The sequence below is a fragment of the Gemmiger formicilis genome, assembly GCF_018784445.1.
Classification (GTDB): domain Bacteria; phylum Bacillota; class Clostridia; order Oscillospirales; family Ruminococcaceae; genus Gemmiger.
On record NZ_WQOH01000084.1, the window covers coordinates 1 to 505 of the forward strand.

Consider the following 505-nt stretch of genomic DNA (forward strand, 5'->3'; position numbering starts at 1 on the left):
TAGCGCTCCTCGTGGTGCTTTTCAATGGCGGCGACCAGGCGGAAACGCTGCGCCAGCTCATGGAAACCTTCCTCATCGGCAGTTTTGGCAAAGCCGTCGTACATATCCGTCCACTCGTAGTTCTCGCCCTCAGCAGCAGAGAGAAGGTTTTCGGCGGTGTCGCCAATGCCGTTCAGCTCTTTGAACCACAGCTTGGCGTGTTCCTTCTCATTATCAGCGGTTTTGAGGAACAGTGCCGCGATCTGCTCGTAGCCTTCCTTCTTGGCCTTGGATGCAAAATAGGTGTACTTGTTGCGCGCCTCGGACTCACCGGCAAAGGCAGCCATCAGGTTTTTTTCGGTTTGAGTTCCTGCGTATTTCGTTTCTTTCATGTTGGATACTCCTTCCTGTTTTTCTGCTTTTATTATAGCAAATCTATGATTTTCTTCTGTAACGAAGTCACATTTCTTTTTATTTTAGACGATTTAGTCTGTTCTTATCCCGCAGCGTGATTGCACCACGCTTC

General features: G+C 49.1%; 1 protein-coding gene. It reads right to left on the reverse strand.

What is annotated here, in order from left to right:
• A partial coding sequence (locus GPK89_RS14875) for a rubrerythrin family protein (protein ID WP_215694335.1) occupies positions 1–371 on the reverse strand: 371 nt, incomplete at its 3' end.
• Between the last annotated feature and the right edge of the window lie 134 nt (positions 372–505).